This window comes from Marinobacter mobilis (genome assembly GCF_900106945.1).
GTDB lineage: Bacteria > Pseudomonadota > Gammaproteobacteria > Pseudomonadales > Oleiphilaceae > Marinobacter > Marinobacter mobilis.
In genome coordinates, this window is sequence record NZ_FNNE01000009.1 from 153061 (window position 1) to 173100 (window position 20040).

Below are 20040 nucleotides of genomic sequence, written 5' to 3' on the forward strand. Positions count from 1 at the left end.
TTCACTTGTTGTAGGTTGTTACCGCGCCGGAATTATCGATCCAGCAGTTCTTTCAGCACTTCCAGCAGATTGCTCTGGGCCACGTCCTGCTGGGGATCATCGGCCCGCAGTGGCTTCACGCCTACCGTGCCGGCTTCAATTTCATTGTCACCCAGAAGCAATGCGACGCTGGCACCGCTTCGATCAGCCCTCTTCATCTGACTCTTGAAGCTCCCGCCGCCGCAGTGTGTCACCACCACGCTGCCCGGAATACCGGTACGTACGCGCTCGCCCAACGCCTGAGCTGCCGCAACGGCTTTGTCACCCATGGCGGTCACGTACACGTCTGCATCACCGTTGACCGAATCCGGCACCAGGCCAAGGGTCTCAAGCAACAGAATCAGACGTTCCAGCCCCATGGCGAATCCGACGGCGACGGTTGGCTTGCCACCGAGTTGCTCGACCAGGCCATCGTACCGGCCGCCGGCGCAGACAGTGCCCTGGGCGCCAAGGCTCTCGGTGACCCACTCAAAGACGGTCTTGCCGTAATAGTCGAGCCCACGCACCAGGCGGGAGTTAACGGTATAGGTTACGCCCGCCGCATCCAGCAAAGCACGCAGCTTGCTGAAATGCGCCCGTGACTCGTCATCCAGGTAATCATCCAGGGTCGGCGCACCTTCGAGAATCGCCTGGGTCTCCGGGCTCTTGCTGTCGAGGATGCGTAAAGGATTGGTCTCCAGACGACGCTGACTGTCGCTGTCCAGCTTCTCACGGAAGTCAGACAGATAAGTCACCAAGGCATCACGATAACGTTTGCGGGATTCCGAGGTGCCTATGGTATTAATTTCAAGACGGGTATGTTCAACCAAACCCAACGCCTGCCAAAGACGGGCGGTCAGAATGAGAAGCTCGGCATCAATGTCCGGACCTTCCATACCGAAGCATTCCACACCGATCTGGTGGAACTGGCGATAGCGGCCCTTTTGTGGACGCTCGTGGCGGAACATCGGTCCCATGTACCAGAGCCGGCGGGTCTGATTGAACAGCAGGCCGTGCTCCTCGGCTGCCCGGACACAGCCGGCGGTGCCTTCCGGACGAAGCGTCAGGCTATCACCGTTACGATCCTCGAAGGTGTACATTTCCTTTTCAACGATATCGGTCACTTCACCGATAGAACGCTTGAACAGGTCGGTCTGCTCAACCACTGGCATGCGGATTTCCTGGTAGCCGTAACTCCGCAATACCTGTCGAACCGTACTTTCAACAAACTGCCAAACCGGCGTCTGTTCCGGCAGGATGTCGTTCATCCCGCGAATAGCCTGAATCTTTGCCAAGGGAAAACCTTATAACTATACGTTCAAATAATCGGATCGTAGCGCGTCTGAGCGAAGCCTTTAACTGTCGGAGCGGGCGATAATCGCCTCTTCCTGCTCCTGCTTGCGGGCCACCTGTTCACGGATAAGCCGCTCGAGATCGTCGGTCAGGGTTGCATTATCAAGCTTCTGATCCGGGCTACCACCCACGTAAAACAGATTTTTCGGGCTACCGCCGGTAAGTCCTACATCCGCTTCCTTCGCCTCGCCCGGCCCATTGACCACACACCCGATGATAGCGACATCCAAAGCGGTATTGACGTCCTCGAGACGAGCCTCGAGATCGTTCATGGTCTGGATAACATCGAAGTTCTGACGGGAGCAGCTGGGGCAGGCAATAAAATTGATACCGCGGCTGCGTAGCCGCAGACTCTTGAGAATGTCGTACCCAACCTTGATTTCCTGAACCGGATCCGCAGCCAGTGATACCCGGATAGTGTCACCAATACCGTCCATCAACAGCATGCCCAGCCCGATAGACGACTTGACCGTGCCAGAGCGGAATCCGCCGGCTTCGGTAATACCCAGGTGGAGGGGCTGATCAATCTGTGAGGCAATCTTGCGGTACGCGGCAACGGTCATGAACACTTCGGACGCCTTGAGGCTCACCTTGTAGTTCTGAAAATCATGACGGTCGAGAATATCAATATGGCGCATCGCAGACTCTACCAGAGCCTCGGGCGTGGGCTCGCCATATTTTTTCTGCAGGTCTTTTTCGAGAGAACCCGCGTTTACTCCGATGCGGATCGGAATATTGCGGTCCCGCGCGGCGGTGATCACAGCACTGACCCGGTCTTCCCTGCCAATATTGCCAGGGTTGATCCGCAGGCAGTCCACCCCCAGCTCCGCCACTCTCAGGGCAATGCGGTAATCAAAATGGATGTCCGCAACCAGGGGCACGGTCACCTGGGAACGAATCTGGCCAAAAGCATCCGCCGCCTCCATGGACGGTACCGACACCCGTACGATGTCGGCGCCTGCGTCCTGGATAGCACGAATCTGGTTGACCGTAGCCTCGACGTCACAGGTGTTGGTATTGGTCATGCTCTGCACCGCAATGGGGGCGTCGCCACCTACCGGTACGTTACCCACCATGATTTGACGCGATACCCGTCGCTTGATCGGAGATTCCTGTTTCATAAAAGACTGACCAGAAAGGTTCTCTAGGTAGTGATGTAAATGGGGTTACTGGAGCGAAAACTGCACCCGGTTATTAACCACGCGGTAATCTGACAGGCTGACAGCCTGCCCCTGAAACGTGAGACTGCCCACGGCATCTGCGGCCCCGATAACAACCTTGAGGGGCGGCTCACCAGAGACATCAAACCCGCCACCAGCACGCCGGAGGGATGACACCAGGGTTTTACCCTCGCCATCGGTCACCGACACCCAGCAGTCAGCAACAAACGTTGCCTGCAGTCGGACTCCGCTGACGTCGACCGGCAAGGTCTCTTCTGATTCCGGCACGGACTCCGCCGCCGGTTCTGCTACGGCATCGTCAGGAGCCGCAATCGGTTCCGCTTGCGGCTCTTCCAGCGCTAATGCAGAAGACCCGCTCTCTTCCTCAACAGCCTCATCTTCAGTCGCAGGCGCGGCAACCTCTACCGTTGTTACGTCGGAATCTACGACGGATTCCTGTGCGGCTTCACTGTCTGTGCGTTCACGGGCGTCCTCAACAGGCGAGACCAGAACCTCTTCTTCCGCAGGCACAGGTTCAACCGCACGATCTCCGGTTTCACCCATCAACGCACTGTCGTCAGAGGGCTGTAACATTCCTGGAATCAGCCGATAGCCGGCATAGGCAACAAGCCCCAGTACCAACAGGATGAATACCGTCCGGGCGATTCGCTTCTTGCGACGCTTGCGCTGCTCAATCGTAATGAGCGGATTTTCCTGCTGGGCCTCGGCCTTTTTCTGTCGCAAAGGCTCCAGTTCCTGGTCCAGCTGGGCAATGGTGGCTTCCTGATCAAGACCGACCTGGGCAGCGTAAGCACGGACGTATCCCTTCAGGAAAAGCTCACTTCCAATCTGCTCATAATCGCCACTTTCGATGGCCTGAATAACCGATAGCCGCAAATGTTGCGCCCTGGCAACATCGGCCACGGCCAGCCCCTTACTTTCCCTGGCGGCTTTTAGTCGTTCCCCGGTCAGCCCTGCTGGCGTCTGCTGTACGCTCTCTTCACTGGACATCTGAAATCAGCACCTTGTATTGTTTATATTCTTCTGACTCCGGAAATTGATTCCTGAGCAACAATGCCAGGCTGGACTCCCTGTCCCAATCGCTGTAGTGCCTTGCTATACGAATCCCTGTTAGGAGACTTTCCGGTGAATGCTGCATATTGGGATTGCGCTGCATGATGGTCGTCAGCCGACTGTAATAACGGGCGGCCTCTGCAAACTCCCCCTGACTAACCAAAACCCGGGATAACGCCAACAACGACTGGACATCGCCCCGGCTCAATTCTACCGAACGCTGGTATGACATCCTGGCTGCGTCTAATTCATCAAGACGCTCCTGTGTCATTCCCAGATTAAAGAAAACCGATGCCCGTTCTCCATAGCCGGCATCCTGGGAGGCTTGGCTGAACTGGACTTTGGCATCAGAAAAACGCTCCTGCCCGAACAGGAAGGCACCGTAGAACACCCTTCCCCGAGTGTAGTCCGGCTGGAATCGCAAGGCCTTCTGGAAGGAGGCTTCCGCCAGCTCCAGATCCCCCTGGGACTGCTGAACCAGTCCAAGCACTGCCAGTGCTTCCGGGCGGTTAGAGTCAAGCTCCAGAGCTCGGTCAAGGTGGACCCTGGCACGTTCGACATTGCCCTGCCCGAGATAGGCTGTCGCCAGTTCGATATAGCTCCTGATGGCTTTATCTTTATCGGCTTCCCGCGCAAACCGGCTGTCAGTTGTAGTAACGCAACCGGCCAGTAATGCGACAAACAACGCTCCGAAAACCAGACGTCCCATTACTACACTGAATCTTGCCACGAACATGAAATCCTTGTTGCGCTTGAATTAGGGCATGGCAACACGCTCTACGGCGTGACCTGCTGAACCTGGATATAGCGTTGGCTGCGACGAGTGCGATCCTCTACCCGGCCAACCAACTGTCCACAAGCCGCGTCGATGTCATCGCCACGGGTGGTTCTGATGGTCGTTATGTAGCCAGCTTCGTTCAGGATAGTCTGAAACCGTCGGGTCGCCGTCAGCTTCGGCCGCCGGAAATCACTCTCCGGGAATGGATTGAAAGGTATCAGGTTAATCTTGCAAGGCAAACCTTTCAGCACCTTACTCAGCTGGCGGGCATGCTCCGGCTGATCGTTGACCCCTTCAATGACCGTGTATTCGATGGTCGCTTTGCGCTTGTCAGGCAAGCGGTCCAGATAGCGCCGGGTCGCGGCCAGAAGCTCAGCAATCGGGTATTTTTTGTTGAGCGGCACCAACTGGTTACGAAGTTCATCATTCGGCGCATGGAGAGAAATGGCCAGTGAAACATCGGTAACCTCGCCCAGTTGATCCAGGGCCGGCACCACACCAGAGGTACTCAGGGTAACCCGACGTTTGGAAATCCCGTAGGCCAGGTCTTCCATCATCAGGTTCATGGCATCCACCACGTTATCAAAGTTGAGCAAGGGCTCACCCATGCCCATCATGACCACGTTGGTGATGGGGCGATCAGCACCCGGCTCGAAAGGCATGAAGGCCTTGCGGGCGACCCACACCTGGCCGATGATCTCTGCCGCGGTCAGGTTCCGATTGAACCCCCGCTTTCCGGTTGAACAGAAGGTACAGTCCAGGCTGCAGCCAATCTGGGAAGAAACACACAGAGTTCCCCGTTCGCCATCGGGAATCAGCACAGTTTCAACACTGTTACCGTTATCCATGCGCATGACCCATTTACGGGTGCCGTCTTTGGAGGTTTCGTCAAAAATGACCTCTGGACCGCGAACCTCGGCCACCTCCTTCAGTTTCTCCCGCAAAGGCTTGCTGACGTTGGTCATTTGATCGAAGTCATCTACGCCACGCTGGTGCATCCACTGCAGCAGCTGAGTGGCGCGAAAGCGCTTCTCACCCAAGGATTCAAAGAAGGCTTCCAGCTTTGCCTTCGGCAACCCGAGCAGGTTGGTTTTTTCAGTGGGTGATGTCATGGGTAACCTCGATCAGATAACCAACAGGGGACGGAAGCCGATGCCGCCGCCCCTGCACAACTCAATCAGCCGCGCGGGCAGATTTCGTTGTCGTTGAAGAAATACGCGATTTCACGCTCAGCGGAGGCCGCAGAGTCAGAGCCGTGAACCGCATTTGCATCGATGGACTCGGCGAAGTCAGCGCGGATGGTGCCAGCGTCAGCTTCTTTCGGGTTGGTCGCGCCCATCAGGTCACGATTTTTCAGGATCGCGCCTTCGCCTTCCAGAACCTGAACCACGACCGGGCCGGAAGTCATGAAAGCAACCAGATCACCGAAGAACGGACGCTCTTTGTGCTCGGCGTAGAAGCCTTCAGCTTCTTCCTGGGTCAGGTGCTTCATCTTGGAAGCAACAATGGCCAGGCCAGCCTTCTCAAAACGGCTGTAGATTTCACCGATAACGTTCTTGGCAACCGCATCCGGCTTAACAATAGAGAGCGTGCGCTCGATAGACATGATTTGTCTCCAGTTTAATGTTCAGGGTAGAAATTCAGGGTTGGGATTATACGCAGTCCGGGGCCCACTGCCTACCGGACTGAGCGAAGACGGGAAACAACGTCAACCACCTGGGCAACAGCAAACGCCACCTCCTCGCTGGTGGTGAATCGGCCGATAGAAAATCGCAGGGCGCGATGGGCCTGCTCATCACTGAGACCGATCCCCCTAAGCACATAAGACGGCTCCAGGGTAGCGGACGCACAAGCGGAACCGGACGAGACCGCCAACTCCCGCAGCCCGAGCATCAGGGATTCCGCTTCAACGCCCTCAAAAGAAAGATTCATAATGCCCGGCACACAGGCCTCGGAACAGCCATTCAGGGTGACTCCGGAAAGCTCATTCACCCCTTTCAGGAACTGACGACGCAGACCGGATAGCCGATCCATTTCCTCGCTGAGGTGCTCGCCCGCAAGCTCGAAGGCCTTGCCCATGCCGGCAATCTGGTGCGTTGGCAGGGTTCCGGAGCGCATGCCGCGCTCATGACCACCACCGTGTATCTGGGCAGAGATTCGTACATCCGGCGACCGCCGGACATACAGCGCACCAATACCTTTGGGGCCATACACCTTGTGCCCGGACAGTGACATCAGGTCGACATTAAGACCGGCCACATCCACCGGAATTTTCCCGACCGCCTGGGCGGCGTCCACATGAAAAAGAACACCCCGCGCCCGCAGCTCAGCACCGATGGCCGCCACATCCGTAACGGAACCCAACTCATTATTGACCAGCATCAGGCTGACCAGAACCGTATTGTCCCGCAGCGCATTAACCACCTGATCTGCCGCAATACGCCCCTGACCGTCCGGATCGAGCCAGGTTACGTCCACCCCCTGCTTCTCCAGCCAGGCACAGGTATCCAGGACCGCTTTGTGCTCAATACGGGAGGTAATGACATGAGCCTGCTCACAACCATGGACCGCGCCAAGGATTGCCAGGTTATCGGCCTCGGTTGCACCCGAAGTCCAGACAATCTCTCGAGGATCAGCACCGATGAGCCCGGCAACCTGGCGACGACCATTTTCGACAGCCGCCTCCGCCTGCCAGCCATAAACATGGGAGCGAGACGCTGGATTGCCAAAGACACCATCCATGGTCAGGTAACGGGACATTTCTTCAGCAACGAGCCCATCTACGGGCGTCGTGGCCGCATAATCCATATATACAGGTTTTTTCATAGCATTGAGTTGAATATGATCAGGCCGGCGCCTGCTCAGAGAGGCGCTCGGTATTAATGGTATCCGATTCCAGTTCCTGCTGTTTGTCCTGCCGCGCGGCGACATCCTGGATTTCGCGCTTGGCAACCAGGTCCGCAAGACTGATACCACTCAGGAAATGATGGATCTGACGACTCAGGTCAGACCACAAATGGTGAGTCAGGCACTTCTCGCCCTTCTGACAATCCCCTTTATTACCGCAACGCGTAGTGTCCAGGGACTCATCGACGGCATCGACCACCTCGGAAATGAAAATCTCATCCGCGCCACGGCTCAGGCGATAGCCTCCGCCCGGTCCACGCACACTGGCAACCAGCTGATGCCTGCGAAGACGCGAAAAAAGCTGCTCCAGGTAAGACAACGATATTTCCTGACGCACCGAAATATCGGCGAGACTCACGGGGCCATCGCTGCCATGGAGCGCAAGATCCAGCATGGCAGTTACCGCATACCGCCCTTTTGTGGTCAGTCGCATAAGGTCAGCCTTGGCGATCGGGGTGTTGGAAAGTCACGGCTTTTGAGTATGTATTGACCAACCATTTCAGTCAAGTATTCACTCCGAACGATCCTTGCCGCTGCCACCCTCATCTCTGACGCAGTCAAAGTCCTTGTCGTCCAGGGGCGGCAAGTCGCCATTGCGATAGTCGCTGTCCAGCTTATGCAGCGCCCGGCACATATTCTCGATGCGCTCATCCACTGCATGCATATGATCAAGAAGGCTGCGCACCGCCCGGGCAACCGGGTCCGGCATTTCGTCCGTTACCCCGTAAGCATCAAAGCCCATGCGCTCTTCCATTTCCCGGCGACGGGTGTCGTCGTCTTCAGCGGGACGCTTGACGATGACACGCCCGGGAATGCCAACCACGGTGGCCCCAGCGGGCACCGCCTTGGTAACCACCGAGTTTGAGCCAACCTTGGCACCCTCGCCTACCTCGAACGGTCCGAGAATCTTGGCGCCAGCACCCACCACAACGCCGTTCGCCAGAGTCGGATGCCGCTTGCCCTTGTTCCAGCTGGTACCGCCCAGCGTAACCCCCTGATACAGGGTTACATCATCACCAATCACCGTGGTTTCACCGATCACAACGCCCATTCCATGGTCGATAAAGAAACGTCGGCCGATGGTGGCGCCGGGGTGAATTTCAATACCGGTTAACCACCGGGAAATGGTGGAAATGGTCCGTGCCAGCCATTTGAGCCCCAGCCCCCACAACCAATGAGCCAGACGATGAAGCAGCAGGGCGTGCAGACCGGGATAGTTTGTCAGGACCTCAAAGGTATTGCGTGCCGCCGGGTCGCGGTGGAACACACTGCTGACATCTTCTTTCAAGCGATTAAACATGATTCTGGTCCTGACTGTGCTGACTTTCCCCGCCGGAGAGATTATCCGGCTCATCACCGACCGATTTTGCGGACTTCTGTACCGCTGACAGAACCCCACGCAGGATATTAACTTCCATCTGGTCCATCTGGGCACGCTGGAACAGGCGGCGCAAACGGGTCATCAGCTGGCGCGGATTGTCGCGTCGATGGAAGGCGATCGCCTCAAGGGTCGCCTCAAGGTGGCCAAAGAAGCCTTCAACCTCCTCCACGGTACCCAGAGGAACATCCCAGCCTTCGTCCGATGGGGAGGTCATGGCACCTAGGTATGGGCGACTTTCCCGCTCTTCAAGCCCCCGCAGGTAATGCATGCGCAATTCATAGCAGACAACCTGGACAGCCATGGCCAGATTAAGAGAGCTGTAGTCGGGATTGGACGGAATATGGATATGGTAGTGACAGCGCTGCAACTCATCATTGCTCAGGCCGTTACTTTCCCGGCCAAACACCAGGGCCACGGTACCTTTGGCGGAATGCTCTGCCGCAGTTTCAACCGCCTGATTCGGCGGAATGACAGGCCACGGCACCTTGCGGCCACGAGCGCTGGTCCCCATCACCAGCACACAGTCGCTGAGCGCTTCGTCCAGCGTATCGACCACCCGGGCATTGTCGAGCACATCACTGGCCCCGGACGAGCGGGCATACGACGCCTCATCGGGGAATGACTTTGGCTTGACCAGCCACAGGTTGGACAAGCCCATGTTTTTCATGGCTCGAGCGACAGCACCAATATTACCGGAGTGTGTGGTTTCGACCAGGACGATACGAATCTGATCGTAGTTCGATTGCGTGGCTTCACCCGGTAGTGCTGGTTTTAGCATATGGCTCACTCTATAGTCGCAGTTGATGGAAATTGCCGGCCATGATAGCAGATAGCCCGCATACTCTGTCTGTTCGCAGAACCCGAAAAATGCCTCAGAAGTGACAACGGACGATCCGTGTCATTGCTGAGTCAAAAAACGTACAAGGAATTTCAGGGTTTTGGTATCATACGCGACCTTCCATACAGCCAGGTAATGTAGAGTCTGATGCAACCAGCAATTAAAATGGCCCTGCGTATTGCACGCCAGGGTTCTGACTATCTGAAAGCCCATTTCGAACGACAGGATCCTGCCGACAAGGATTCCGTCGAGCGCGGCAACCAGCTTGACCGTGTTGCCCAGTCGATTTACGACAACTTTTCAGAGCAACTGGAAAAGGCCTACAAGGACCACACCATTGCTCCCATGGGTGATGCCGACGCAGGCAATGCGGAAAAGTCCTGGCATATTTTTCCGATTCTGGGCCGCGATAACTTCCTTCGCAGCATCCCCGATTTTGCGCTGGCGCTGGTGCAGAAGAAAGGCAACCGGACCGAAAACCTGCTGCTGGTCAACCCGATCAGCGGCGAGGAATACACCGCCAGCCGTGGCCAGGGCGCCACACTTAACAGCCGTCGCGTGCGGGCCAGCAGCGTAACCCAGCTCAACAAAGCCGACCTGGTAACCAATGTACTCAACCAGGCTAAAAAATCCGATCCGGTGATCTGGGGCGAGCTTGCTGCGAACCTTGCACAGCAGTTTGGCAATCTTCGCACCAGCGGATGCACCTCACTTGATCTTGCCCGCGTTGCCGCTGGCCGTCTTGATAGCGCAGTCATTGTCCGGCCGCAGCCCGAAGACCTCTCCATCGGTCTTGTACTAGCCCTGGAATCAGGCGCACTGGCTGGCGACTTTGCAGGAAACCCTTCGGCGAACACCGACAAGCAGCTTGTGGTTGCCAACCCGAAGTTGTTCCGGGAAGTTCTCAAATCCCTGCACTCGTTCCGCGGCCGCCTGCCAGTGTGAACAGACGCCCGGGGCGATCAACAGCCCCATGAAATGGCATAAAAAAAGCCGCGACTCTTCAGTCGCGGCTTTTTTGTTTCTGTGACCCGGCGTTACATGCGGTTCAGCCATTCAGGCGGCTGCTCTTCTTCCGCCTCATTGCCAGCGCCCTCTTTCGACGGCAGCATCATGTCTTCGCGGCTCACACCGAGCACAACCAGCAGGTTGGCCGAAACATAGATCGACGAATAGGTACCAACAACCACACCAATGATCAATGCGAGAGCAAAATTGTTGATTGCCTCCCCACCGAGGAAATACAGGGCCATCAGGACCACCAGGGTTGTTCCTGACGTGTTGATGGTACGAGCGATCGTCTGGTGGATGGATTCGTTGATGATCTCCTCAGAACCCCCTACCCGCATCTTACGGAAATTCTCACGAATTCGGTCCGCCACCACGATGGTGTCGTTGAGGGAATAACCAATAACGGCCAGCAGCGCCGCCAGTACACTCAGGTCAAACGTCCACTGGAACAGCGCAAACACCCCGAGGATGATAATGACGTCGTGCGCCAATGGCAGCACGGAGGCAATACCAAACTTGAACTGGAAGCGCATCCCAACGTAGATCAGAACCACCGCCAGGGCGATCAGCAGGCCAAGGCCGCTGTCTTCCTTCAGCTCATCGCCCACCTGGGAGCCAACATACTCAGAGCTGATCAGCGTAAGCTGATCGCCGTTGGCCTTCAGCACACTGGTCACACGTTCGGACAGCTGGTCGTCATTGGCTTCCGCCATGCGAACCAGCACGAGGGTATCCGCGCCAAAGTTCTGTACGACAAACTGCTCGTACCCAGCCTCACTCAGGGTCGCCCGAACCTCATCCAGCGCCGGCGCCTGCTGATATTCCAGCTCAACGGAGGTCCCCCCCGTGAAGTCGAGCCCGAGATTCAGCCCCCGGGTAGCCAGCATTACAACTGAGGCCAGTATCAGTCCGATGGACAATACCGAAGCAGCCTTCCGCAGACTCATGAAGTCGAACACTTTCTTGGCTGAATCAGACATTGGCGAGCTTCCCTCCGATCGACAGTTTCTCGACCTTACGGCCGCCATATACCAGATTTACCATGCCCCGACTGACCATGAGCCCGGTAAACATAGAGGTCAGGATACCCAGACATAGCGTGACAGCGAACCCTTTGACCGGCCCAGAACCCATTGCAAACAGGATGATGGCCACCAGCAAGGTCGTAATGTTGGCATCAAAGATGGACACAAACGCTCTGGAGTAGCCCGCGTTGATTGCCGACTGGGGGGGCACCCCGGATTTCAGCTCTTCGCGTATACGCTCAAATATCAGAACATTGGCATCCACCGCCATACCAACGGTCAACACGATACCGGCAATACCGGGCAGGGTCAGCGTCGCCGACAGGATCGACATGCAGGCCACCAGCAGCATCAGGTTCAGGGTCAGCGCAACGTTGGCGATCAGCCCGAAACCACGGTAATAAAGCAGCATATACGCCAGCACCAGCGAAAAGCCCAGGGCAATAGACATCATGCCCGCATCAATATTCTGCTGACCAAGGCTCGGACCGATTGTCCGCTCCTGTACGAAATACATTGGTGCCGCAAGCGAGCCGGCGCGCAGCAACAGTGCCAACTCCGAGGCTTCAGGAATGGAATCCAGCCCGGTAATACGGAAGCTGGCGCCCAGCGCCGACTGGATAGTGGCGAGACTGATAATGCCACGCTCTTCAACCCGGCGTTCGATGGTCTGGATTTCCCCATCTACCCGCTTGTCTTCGGTTACCGTCTTGTACTCGATAAACAGAACCGCCATACGACGCTTGATCGCATTGCGGGTTGCACGATTCATCAGGTCACCGCCCACCGCATCCATGGTGATATTAACCTGCGGCTGACCGTTTTCATCGAACGCCTGCTGGGCGTTGGCAACGTTGTTGCCGGTCACAATAACGTCACGCTCCAGTTGGGCCGTACGATTGGGATTATCACGGAAAGCATAATTTTCCGTGGTGCCAGTCGCGGCATCCGGGCGCGCTTCAAGCCGGAATTCCAGGTTGGCGGTTGCACCGAGCACCCGTTTTGCCTGAGCCGTGTCCTGCACACCCGGAAGCTCAACAATAATCCGGTTGGCACCCTGGCGCTGAACCAGTGGCTCGGCGACGCCGAGTTCGTTAACCCGGTTACGTATGGTCGTGAGGTTCTGCTCCAGCGCATACTCCTGGATCTGCTTCACCTCCGCTTCGGACAGCGTCAGCACCAGCTCCAGCTGGTCGCCGGTGGTCCGCTCATCGAGCAGAAACTGATTGTACTGCCGCTTGACGAGGTCGAAGGCCGCACTGCGGGCTTCCTCATCCCGGAAGCTCAACAAAATCTCCCGCTCACCGCTGACGTCGCCACCACGGTAGCGAATTCGCTCGTCACGCAACTCACGCTTGATCTGGCTGGACAATGCGTCCAGCCGTTGGGTCAGCGCAGTTTCCATGTCTACTTCCAAAAGGAAGTGAACACCCCCCCTCAGATCAAGGCCCAGCTTCATCGGACCCGCACCCAGACTTCTCAGCCATTCAGGGGTCGACGGCGCCATGTTGAGCGCAACCAGATAGCCGTCACTCAGCGCCCCCTGCACAAGGCGACGCGCCTGTAACTGATCATCGCTGTTGTTCAGACGAATAAGGCCATTGCGGGCGTCCAGACTGGTGGACTTGATCGCAATGCCAGCGTCTGCCAAGGCCGAAGTAGCCCGATCCAGAACACGCTGATCGACCTCAGTACTGCTGCGGGCACCGGTGATTTGTACTGCGAAATCGTCTGGGTAGAGATTTGGCAGTGCGTAGATGAACCCAATCACCAAGGCAAACAGGATGACCAGGTTTTTCCAGAGCGGGTACTTGTTGAGCATGGGGTCCCTAGTATCGAAAAGGTTCGAATGGATCGAACGGTAGTCGGTAACGGCGAATCAGTTCAGACGACCGCTCAGATATCCTTCAGAGTGCCCTTCGGAAGCGCAGTAGCCACTGCCACTTTCTGGACCTTAACTTCGACGTTGTCGGCAATCTCGACCACGATGAAATCATCAGTCACCTTGGTGATCTTGCCGGCTACACCACCGGAAGTCACAATCTCGTCACCCTTATTCAGACCAGACATCAGCGCTTTGTGCTCTTTTGCACGCTTGGACTGCGGACGCCAGATCAGCAGGTAGAAGATCAGGATAAAGCCGGCAAAAAAGATAATCTGACCGATAGCGCCCATTTGGCCCGGTGCAGCTTCCTGCGCCATTGCCATACCCGGAAGTGAGGCAACCAGTGCGGCGGCCAAGAGTTTCATTGCTTTCATTCCAAATCTCCGTTTTTCAAAAAAGGTATCGGGTTCAAGGTGCGGGCGACTTCACTGTTCTTCAAGTGCTGGCACCGATTCGCCCCGACGTGCATAGAAGTCTTCGACAAAGTCGGACAATTTACCTGCTTCAATAGCCCCACGCAAACCACTCATTACATTCTGGTAGTAGCGGAGGTTATGGATGGTGTTCAACTGCGAGCCGAGCATTTCTCCACATTTATCCAGATGATGCAGATAACTTCTCGAAAAATTCTTGCAGGTGTAGCAGTCACACTGATCATCCAGCGGGGAGGTGTCGTGACGATGACGGGCGTTTCGGATCTTGACGATGCCGGTGGACGTAAACAGATACCCATTACGGGCATTTCGGGTCGGCATGACGCAATCGAACATATCGACACCCCGACGCACCGCCTCGACGATGTCTTCCGGACGGCCGACCCCCATCAGGTAGCGGGGCTTGTCTTCCGGCATCTTCGGCGGCAGATGATCAAGTATGCGGATCATCTCATCCTTTGGCTCGCCTACGGACAGCCCGCCAATGGCATAGCCATCGAAGCCGATCTCCGTCAGCCCCGCCAGAGAGCGATCGCGCAACTCAGGGTACATGCCTCCCTGAACAATACCGAACAACGCCGCCGGATTATCTCCGTGAGCCTTGCGGCTACGCGCTGCCCAACGCAAGGAGAGTTCCATTGACTCTTCGGCCTGCTTGCGGGTGGCCGGATACGGCGTACATTCGTCAAAAATCATCACAATGTCGGAGCCGAGATCACGCTGGACTTGCATGGCGATTTCCGGGTTGAGCTCCACCGGGGATCCGTCCACCGGCGAACGGAACTTCACGCCCTGCTCGGTGATCTTGCGCATTTCACCCAGACTGAACACCTGGAAGCCGCCGGAATCCGTCAGGATTGGTCCTTGCCACTGGGTGAAATCATGAAGATCCCCGTGGGCCTTGATGACTTCCGTGCCCGGACGCAGCATCAGATGGAAGGTGTTACCGAGAATGATGTGGGCACCGATTTCCTCGATATCGCGGGGCAGCATGCCCTTGACCGTGCCGTAAGTTCCTACTGGCATGAAGGCCGGCGTTTCCACCGCGCCCCGGGGAAACGTCAAACGCCCGCGACGGGCCTTGCCGTCCTCACCGAGCTTTTCAAAGGACATGTAGCTCACTATCTGTCTCCCCCGTGAGATAGGCCGGCGAGTGCGCCCAGGCTGGGCTCCTGGCCGGTAACAAACATGGCATCGCCATAGCTGAAGAAGCGATAGCGCTCCCGAATGGCTTCGTGATAGGCCGCCATTACATTCTCATAGCCAGCGAACGCGCTGACCAGCATGATCAACGTGGATTCCGGCAAATGGAAGTTGGTTACCATGGCATCGACCGTCTGGAAGCGATAGCCCGGATGAATAAAGATGTCGGTTTCGCCATGGAACGTCCGTAACTTTCCACCGCGACTGGCGGATTCGAGAGAGCGTACGGACGTCGTACCCACCGCAATCACCCGCCCACCCTGCTCCCGGGTCCGGCGTACCGCCTCGACCGTTTCTTCCGGAACCTGGGCGATTTCACTGTGCATGACATGATCTTCAATCCGTTCAACCCGGACCGGCTGGAACGTCCCTGCCCCTACGTGCAGGGTTACAAAGGCGGTATTGATACCCTGGGACCGCAGCCGTTCGATAATCGCGTTATCAAAATGCAGCCCTGCGGTCGGTGCCGCCACAGCGCCCGCCTGTTCGGCATAAACGGTCTGATAGCGCTCCCGGTCTGCCTCTTCATCAGGACGATCAACATAAGGGGGTAATGGCATGTGCCCAATACGATCAAGGACGTCCAGCACCGGCTCTGCAGCTTCGCAACGGAGCCGGAACAACGCATCCTGACGCTCGATCATGCGCAACACCGTGCCGTCCTCAGCGATAATCGCCTGCCCCGGTTTTGGGGACTTGGAGGCACGCACGTGAGCCAGCACTTCGTGCTCGTCGAGCACCCGTTCCACCAGGATCTCAAGCTGTCCGCCGGTTTCCTTCCTGCCGAACAACCGTGCAGGGATAACCCGGGTATTGTTGAATACCAGCAGATCGCCAGGCTGAAGGAACGCGGGCAGATCTGTGAAACCACGATGATCAATGGCGCCACTGAGGCCATCAAGGGTGAGTAAACGGGAAGCGCTGCGTTCCGCAAGCGGGTAGCGAGCGATCAGCTCATCCGGCAAATCAAAGTGAAAATCGGAGACATTCATTGGAAGGACTGTTCAAGGAAACCGCGATAGGCGGCGGGCAACGGACCCGAGGCCGATATGCTTAGGCGGGGATTTCCGGCGTGAACACTAACACCTTGTCCCGGCATATCTACCTACTAAAATGTTGGTACCAGCGGGCGGACTCGAACCGCCACGGGTTTTACCCCGGGGGATTTTGAATCCCCTGTGTCTACCAATTTCACCACGCTGGCATCGCGAGACTGGGAATTATACTGACGCCAATCCTTAAATCAACAACATGTGACATCGACGCGTTATTTTTAACAGACGACGGTTGCTTTCCCATCCCCATCTCTACAGGCGATCAAACAGACTCAGCTGTGACACCTGGGCAAATGACTGCTGAGCTGCCTGCAGAACAAAGCTCTGGAAACTGAGCGTACTGATGGCTTCTGCGAAGTCCACATCCTGCAGCTGGGAACGAATGTCCTTGCTGTAGGTGGAGGAATCTTCAAGAAAGTCTGCGGTTGACTCCACCGCGTTCATGCGCCCACCCAGTTCGGTCTGGGTCCGGAGCACACTGTCCTGAACATTATCGAGGTTGATCAGCGAATCCGCGATGAGATCGTAAAAGGCCTGCTGACCACTGGCCACATTGATGCTTGTCACCCCCACACCAGCGACCACACTGAGGTCCTCAAACTTGCCACCGGTCACCGCGAGGTCTCCGGTCCAGGTGGTCACAGCCGGAGCCACACTTTCATCAGCGGCGGAAATCCGCAAATCCTGCCCCTGCCCTGTAATAACCAGCTGGTTACCGTCCAGCTCCGAGCTGACACCCGCCTGCTGTAACTCAATACTGCCATTAATGGCCGCATTCAGATCGGCAACCGTATCTCCGGCCGTAAACGGCCCCAGTGCAATGCCGTTGATGTACATGACATCACCGGTATTCGGAGTAAAACCGGTGGCACCGTCTATAGTCGCCTGAGCCGGGGTCAGCGGCTGCTGCTCCAGCCCATAGATGAGCTTCTCGATACTGGAGAACAAAGACTGCTTGCCTGACGTCTTGATATTGAAGGTATCGTTCAGCTGGGCGCCCGTAATCTCAAACTGAATACCCTCGAACACAATGCTTTCACCGCTGGTATACGCTCCGGTGGAAAGTACAGTCTTCGGTTCCGGCTCGCTCTTGGCCACGACCTCGTAGTTGAGTCCGCCAGCGCCATCATCCTGGAAGCGGACCACCAGGTCATCGCCGTTCAGCGAGTCGACAAAGGTATCGTAGGCATCCTGGTCAAGCACCATACCGGTACTGATCTGCGCCGAGGAGGCGTTGGCCGGACTGGCTTCAGCAAAGAAGGTGGTATGAGCGCTGGGAATATCGACGAAGACGCCTTTGCCGTGATCACTGATGGCAATCCGGACGCCATCATCAATTTCCAGGAAGCGCTGCCCTTCGTCGCCCTGATAGACATAATGCCCTGAGATATTCTTGCCGAAGGCTGGCGTATCCCCCTGGAAGCCACTGAAAATATACTCTCCAGAGGCATCCCGGGTATTGGTAAGGTTCGCCAGCTGATCCAGACGCTGCCGCAATTCGGACGCAATGGAATCCCGGTCGTTGTCCGAGAGGGTCGCATTGCCGGCCTGCACGGTGAGTTCCCGCACCCGCTGAACCACATCGACCATGCTGCTCAATGCTCCCTCTTCCTGATTGAGACGATTTTCCGCCAACCCGGCGTTACGCTGAAACTGCTCGATACGAGCCACTTCCTGATCCAGTTTTAGGATGCGGGCGGCGGCGACAGGATCATCAGACGCCCGGTTCACCTTCTTGCCGGTGGAGATCTGCTCCTCTGTCCGCTGAATATTGGCGTTCAGGCTCTGGAGTCGGCTGATCCCGTTTGAAAAGATCTGCTGGGATGAAATCCTGATCATAGTTAATTACCTCGCGCTCCTTACCTGAAGGTCGACAACAGGGTGTCAAACAGGCTCTGGGCCACACTCATTACCTGGGCCGACGCATTGTAGGCCGCCTGATACTGGATAAGCCGCCCCGCCTCTTCATCCAGATTGACCCCGGACACGGACTCCCGCTGGGCAACCGACTGGTCAAGCAGAGTCTGGCTGGCATCAAGGTCCAGTTGGCTCTGGCGGGTTTGAACCCCGACATTCTCAACCAGGCCGGCGTAGCCCTCCGTGAAATTCTGGGTGCCGCCATTCATGGTGTTGGCGGTTTCCAGCGCCGCCATCAGCTCAGCGTTGCGGTTATCGGACACGCCATTGGTGTTGTAATTGATGTAGAAGCTGTCACCGGCCTGGGGATTCCCGCTGATCTCGAACTGGAACCCACGATAATTCGGATCGGTGGGGTCCTCGCTGAACAGCGGGTTAGCGATACCCTGCTGGTAGACGTTCTGGGGTGGAATGGCGGCGGCATCCCCTGCGACCAACACGTTGGTGGGATCGTTGGCATCGAGGATGTCGTAGACCAGCGTACCGCCGTCATCGCGGAAGCGAATTTCCATCGGAGGACTGAGCTCCCCCCGGGTCTGGAATTCCGGCAGGATGGCGTTGGACAGCGGGTTGCGCACGTTCAGCATGGTGCCCTGATTGATGGCTGCATCCCCGCCGTTTCCGATATCGGACTCCGCACGCACCGGACTGGCAAACGCCAGGTCCTCTTCCCGGTCCACCAACAGATCAATGTTTGCCGCCCCCAGATGGGTCGGCTGGATAAGGAAGCTGTCGCCCGCGTTAAAGGTGCCACCCTCAATCTGGATATTGAAGCCGTCCAGGGTAATTTCTGCCGGCAGCGGATCTGGCAGGCGCCCCTGGTTCACCACCCGCCCTGAACTGCGGTCGATGACATCGTAATTCCGGCCGTCGCCAGTGAAACGGAGGGTCCAGCTGCTGGCGGGTAGCTGGCTGGAGTCACTAATCTCAACGCCGATCACCGCATCCTGAGGCTGCTGATTGTTGGCACTGGCCGTTACCCGGCTGCGTTTGGCGGCAACGCTGTTGATGTCCGAGAACAGCAAACCACCCAGCTCACCCTCCAGATCCATGCCGATTTCGTGCTGATGGTTGAGGTTGTCTGCCAGCGCAATGGCCACACGCCCCAGCTCATCAAACGCCGGATTCAGCGCCTCGGCCTCAAAACGTCTCAGTCCCCCGAGGGTGCCGCCGGTAATCTGGTCATCCACGACTTCCTCGCGGCGGCCAGCAGTTGTCAGCGTAAACTCGAGCCGGGTCGGATCCTCTGCACTGGTGCGGGTACCCAGCTTCGCAGTTTCGTTGCCCACAACCAGGGCCTGGCCATTGCTCAGCAACACATTGACCTGCCCACCCTGGGCCGGGATAACGCGCACCGATACAATCTCGGACAATTGACGCAGCGCTTCATCGCGCTTATCGAGCAATTCGTTGGGGTCGTGGCCCTGGGCCAGCCCCGGTGATTCTGAAATCGCCTGGTTCAGATCCGCAACGGTCTGGATCAGCGTGTTGGCATCCTTGACGCCCTGCTGCATCTGGCTCTTGACCGATTCCCGCTGCTGGATGAACTCGGACTGCAACGCCCGGAAACGATCAACAATCGCCTGGGCTTCACTCAACACCAGCTGGCGTTGCGGCAACGACGCAGGGTCTTCCGCCGCACTCTGCAAGGCCGCAAACAGGTTGTTCAACGCCTCGTTCATGCCGGTATTCTCACCACCCAGCAGGTTATCAAGCCGGCTCAGTTCGGAGTTCAGCGCCTGCTGCTCGGATGCCAGAGAGGTATCCGAACGAACCTGCTCCACCAGATACTCGTTGGCGAGACGGCGCACATCGGAAATATTTACACCGGTCCCAATGGTTCCGGCACCGGTGCGGCGACCGTCCTGGGTCTCGAACACCACCTCCTGCCGACTGTAACCCGCAGTATTGGCGTTAGTAATGTTGTTACCGGTGGTGTTCAGAGCCGCCTGATGGCCGAGCACACCGGTAAGGCCGATATTGATAAGACCAGCCATAATG

Annotated in this window: 18 protein-coding genes and 1 tRNA gene; 1 reads left to right on the top strand and 18 read right to left on the bottom strand. The window is 57.0% G+C overall.

What is annotated here, in order from left to right:
- Positions 1-32: 32 nt before the first annotated feature.
- The 10 genes from hisS to trmJ form a co-directional block, all read right to left on the bottom strand.
- Entirely contained in the window at positions 33-1313 is a 1281-nt protein-coding gene (gene hisS / locus BLV11_RS14610; protein ID WP_091816105.1) for a histidine--tRNA ligase, read from the bottom strand.
- Between the two features lie 60 nt (positions 1314-1373).
- Complete coding sequence (gene ispG, locus BLV11_RS14615; RefSeq protein WP_091816110.1) at positions 1374-2492, bottom strand: flavodoxin-dependent (E)-4-hydroxy-3-methylbut-2-enyl-diphosphate synthase; 1119 nt, start codon at positions 2490-2492, stop codon at positions 1374-1376.
- Between the two features lie 45 nt (positions 2493-2537).
- Complete coding sequence (locus tag BLV11_RS14620; protein WP_091816113.1) at positions 2538-3542, bottom strand: RodZ domain-containing protein; 1005 nt, start codon at positions 3540-3542, stop codon at positions 2538-2540.
- Entirely contained in the window at positions 3532-4314 is a 783-nt protein-coding gene (gene pilW, locus BLV11_RS14625; protein WP_091816117.1) for a type IV pilus biogenesis/stability protein PilW, read from the bottom strand. The genes BLV11_RS14620 and pilW overlap by 11 nt, the downstream gene beginning before the upstream one ends.
- Positions 4315-4382: 68 nt before the next feature.
- Complete coding sequence (gene rlmN, locus BLV11_RS14630) at positions 4383-5495, bottom strand: dual-specificity RNA methyltransferase RlmN (RefSeq protein ID WP_091816121.1); 1113 nt, start codon at positions 5493-5495, stop codon at positions 4383-4385.
- A 65-nt stretch (positions 5496-5560) separates the two neighbouring features.
- Positions 5561-5989: a nucleoside-diphosphate kinase gene (gene ndk, locus BLV11_RS14635; RefSeq protein WP_091816124.1), complete on the bottom strand. Its 429-nt coding sequence runs from the start codon at positions 5987-5989 to the stop codon at positions 5561-5563.
- A 71-nt stretch (positions 5990-6060) separates the two neighbouring features.
- Positions 6061-7209 carry an IscS subfamily cysteine desulfurase gene (locus tag BLV11_RS14640; RefSeq protein WP_091816128.1) on the bottom strand — a complete coding sequence of 383 codons (1149 nt, stop codon included), beginning with the start codon at positions 7207-7209 and terminating at the stop codon, positions 6061-6063.
- Positions 7210-7228: 19 nt separating this feature from the next.
- Positions 7229-7723, bottom strand: coding sequence for a Fe-S cluster assembly transcriptional regulator IscR (iscR, locus tag BLV11_RS14645; RefSeq protein WP_091816132.1), 495 nt, complete (start codon positions 7721-7723; stop codon positions 7229-7231).
- Positions 7724-7801: 78 nt separating this feature from the next.
- Positions 7802-8590, bottom strand: a complete 789-nt coding sequence (gene cysE / locus BLV11_RS14650) for a serine O-acetyltransferase (protein WP_091816135.1) — start codon at positions 8588-8590, stop codon at positions 7802-7804.
- The gene (trmJ, locus tag BLV11_RS14655; protein ID WP_091816139.1) at positions 8583-9449 is read right to left on the bottom strand and encodes a tRNA (cytosine(32)/uridine(32)-2'-O)-methyltransferase TrmJ; all 867 of its coding nucleotides are present in this window, start codon (positions 9447-9449) and stop codon (positions 8583-8585) included. Before trmJ ends, cysE begins: the two co-directional genes overlap by 8 nt.
- A gap of 207 nt (positions 9450-9656) precedes the next feature.
- Here trmJ and BLV11_RS14660 point away from each other — a divergent pair, with 207 nt between their 5' ends.
- Positions 9657-10454, top strand: a complete 798-nt coding sequence (locus tag BLV11_RS14660; protein ID WP_091816144.1) for an inositol monophosphatase family protein — start codon at positions 9657-9659, stop codon at positions 10452-10454.
- A gap of 92 nt (positions 10455-10546) precedes the next feature.
- Here the strand turns inward: BLV11_RS14660 and secF are convergent, their stop codons facing one another.
- The 8 genes from secF to flgK all read right to left on the bottom strand — a co-directional run bounded on the left by secF (position 10547) and on the right by flgK (position 20036).
- Positions 10547-11500 (bottom strand): protein translocase subunit SecF, encoded by a 954-nt coding sequence (secF, locus tag BLV11_RS14665; RefSeq protein WP_091816147.1) that lies wholly within the window; start codon positions 11498-11500, stop codon positions 10547-10549.
- Entirely contained in the window at positions 11493-13367 is a 1875-nt protein-coding gene (gene secD / locus BLV11_RS14670) for a protein translocase subunit SecD (protein WP_091816150.1), read from the bottom strand. The genes secF and secD overlap by 8 nt, the downstream gene beginning before the upstream one ends.
- Before the next feature lie 74 nt (positions 13368-13441).
- Entirely contained in the window at positions 13442-13804 is a 363-nt protein-coding gene (gene yajC / locus BLV11_RS14675) for a preprotein translocase subunit YajC (protein WP_091816154.1), read from the bottom strand.
- A gap of 51 nt (positions 13805-13855) precedes the next feature.
- The gene (gene tgt, locus BLV11_RS14680) at positions 13856-14977 is read right to left on the bottom strand and encodes a tRNA guanosine(34) transglycosylase Tgt (RefSeq protein ID WP_091816361.1); all 1122 of its coding nucleotides are present in this window, start codon (positions 14975-14977) and stop codon (positions 13856-13858) included.
- 8 nt (positions 14978-14985) lie between these two features.
- Entirely contained in the window at positions 14986-16059 is a 1074-nt protein-coding gene (queA, locus tag BLV11_RS14685; protein ID WP_091816157.1) for a tRNA preQ1(34) S-adenosylmethionine ribosyltransferase-isomerase QueA, read from the bottom strand.
- Between the two features lie 125 nt (positions 16060-16184).
- Positions 16185-16271 (bottom strand) — tRNA-Leu (locus BLV11_RS14690).
- 103 nt (positions 16272-16374) lie between these two features.
- Positions 16375-17961: a flagellar hook-associated protein FlgL gene (gene flgL / locus BLV11_RS18560; RefSeq protein WP_245726044.1), complete on the bottom strand. Its 1587-nt coding sequence runs from the start codon at positions 17959-17961 to the stop codon at positions 16375-16377.
- Between the two features lie 20 nt (positions 17962-17981).
- Positions 17982-20036, bottom strand: a complete 2055-nt coding sequence (gene flgK, locus BLV11_RS14705; protein WP_091816161.1) for a flagellar hook-associated protein FlgK — start codon at positions 20034-20036, stop codon at positions 17982-17984.
- Between the last annotated feature and the right edge of the window lie 4 nt (positions 20037-20040).

Bases quoted from the DNA above. Each gene is read 5' to 3' on its own strand.
- ispG (WP_091816110.1), bottom strand. From the start codon at position 2,492: ATGAAACAGGAATCTCCGATCAAGCGACGGGTATCGCGTCAAATCATG.
- BLV11_RS14620 (WP_091816113.1), bottom strand. From the start codon at position 3,542: ATGTCCAGTGAAGAGAGCGTACAGCAGACGCCAGCAGGGCTGACCGGG.
- pilW (WP_091816117.1), bottom strand. From the start codon at position 4,314: ATGGGACGTCTGGTTTTCGGAGCGTTGTTTGTCGCATTACTGGCCGGT.
- rlmN (WP_091816121.1), bottom strand. From the start codon at position 5,495: ATGACATCACCCACTGAAAAAACCAACCTGCTCGGGTTGCCGAAGGCA.
- ndk (WP_091816124.1), bottom strand. From the start codon at position 5,989: ATGTCTATCGAGCGCACGCTCTCTATTGTTAAGCCGGATGCGGTTGCC.
- BLV11_RS14640 (WP_091816128.1), bottom strand. From the start codon at position 7,209: ATGAAAAAACCTGTATATATGGATTATGCGGCCACGACGCCCGTAGAT.
- iscR (WP_091816132.1), bottom strand. From the start codon at position 7,723: ATGCGACTGACCACAAAAGGGCGGTATGCGGTAACTGCCATGCTGGAT.
- cysE (WP_091816135.1), bottom strand. From the start codon at position 8,590: ATGTTTAATCGCTTGAAAGAAGATGTCAGCAGTGTGTTCCACCGCGAC.
- trmJ (WP_091816139.1), bottom strand. From the start codon at position 9,449: ATGCTAAAACCAGCACTACCGGGTGAAGCCACGCAATCGAACTACGAT.
- BLV11_RS14660 (WP_091816144.1), top strand. From the start codon at position 9,657: ATGCAACCAGCAATTAAAATGGCCCTGCGTATTGCACGCCAGGGTTCT.
- secF (WP_091816147.1), bottom strand. From the start codon at position 11,500: ATGTCTGATTCAGCCAAGAAAGTGTTCGACTTCATGAGTCTGCGGAAG.
- secD (WP_091816150.1), bottom strand. From the start codon at position 13,367: ATGCTCAACAAGTACCCGCTCTGGAAAAACCTGGTCATCCTGTTTGCC.
- yajC (WP_091816154.1), bottom strand. From the start codon at position 13,804: ATGAAAGCAATGAAACTCTTGGCCGCCGCACTGGTTGCCTCACTTCCG.
- tgt (WP_091816361.1), bottom strand. From the start codon at position 14,977: ATGTCCTTTGAAAAGCTCGGTGAGGACGGCAAGGCCCGTCGCGGGCGT.
- queA (WP_091816157.1), bottom strand. From the start codon at position 16,059: ATGAATGTCTCCGATTTTCACTTTGATTTGCCGGATGAGCTGATCGCT.
- flgL (WP_245726044.1), bottom strand. From the start codon at position 17,961: ATGATCAGGATTTCATCCCAGCAGATCTTTTCAAACGGGATCAGCCGA.
- flgK (WP_091816161.1), bottom strand. From the start codon at position 20,036: ATGGCTGGTCTTATCAATATCGGCCTTACCGGTGTGCTCGGCCATCAG.